Raw genomic sequence first — 782 nt, 5'->3', positions numbered from 1 at the left:
CCGAAGCGCGGGATCAGCCGGAAGTGAGGCCATTGCAGTCGGCAGCGGCTTGAAAATCGGAATCGTTCGTTCATTGGATTTGGCACGCCCAAACGTTACCAGTCTTTGCAGGATCTCGAGGGAACCAAGATGAACGTCGTTTTTGCAGCAATAAGCGCCAGCCTCTTTTTGGCAATGCCTGCGATGGCTCAAAAGAGCGAAGTGAAACGCTCTCAACCATTTCAGGCGCAGGAGCGTTGCGAGACCAGATTGCAGGGACCGGAGCAGGAGCTATGCGAGGTGGCACAAAAGGCGACCCATGCGCCTAGCGGAAACCAAGAGAGCAGCGGAAGACAATAAGGGCACAGCCAGGTCATCGGGGCCTAGCTGCCAAGCGTACCAGCGTCCCGCGCCATCTCTTCTGCTGTACCCCATGCGTCTTCCCGGTCTTGAGTGTAGTATGCGATTGCCTCTGCCCTTTCACGCGAAAGGTTGGGGCGAGAGATGCGATATTCGCCCTCCCGCTTACTGATTGTCAGGCCGAGGGCGCGCACCGCGCCAAACAGGGCCTTGTCGTTTCGTGTGGGAACGTTGAGAGCATCGGCGATAATTTTGGCTACAGTCACCATGTGCATTCGATCTCCGGTTAGAATTCGTATGTTCGAGTGCCGTCCGGCAGCTCGCAGGCGATTTCCACGTGCAAGCTTTCGATCTCGTCCGTCTCGTAGTATTCGTCACGCCACTTGATCGCCGCTCCGTAGCTCTCAGCCGTGTGCACGTCGCATTCGCGCTCGTAGCCTGCG

At 57.3% G+C, this 782-nt stretch carries 1 protein-coding gene; it reads right to left on the bottom strand.

What is annotated here, in order from left to right:
* Positions 1 to 362: 362 nt before the first annotated feature.
* Entirely contained in the window at positions 363 to 608 is a 246-nt protein-coding gene (locus NQT62_RS15320) for a hypothetical protein (protein ID WP_130521497.1), read from the bottom strand.
* Positions 609 to 782 lie beyond the last annotated feature (174 nt).

The sequence above is a fragment of the Limnobacter humi genome (assembly GCF_024518835.1).
Taxonomy (GTDB): Bacteria; Pseudomonadota; Gammaproteobacteria; order Burkholderiales; family Burkholderiaceae_B; genus Limnobacter; species Limnobacter humi.
This window is presented reverse-complemented; position numbering and strand designations above follow the sequence as displayed.

Excerpts from the sequence above, each read along its gene's own strand:
- NQT62_RS15320 (WP_130521497.1), bottom strand. The coding sequence starts at position 608 with ATGGTGACTGTAGCCAAAATTATCGCCGATGCTCTCAACGTTCCCACA.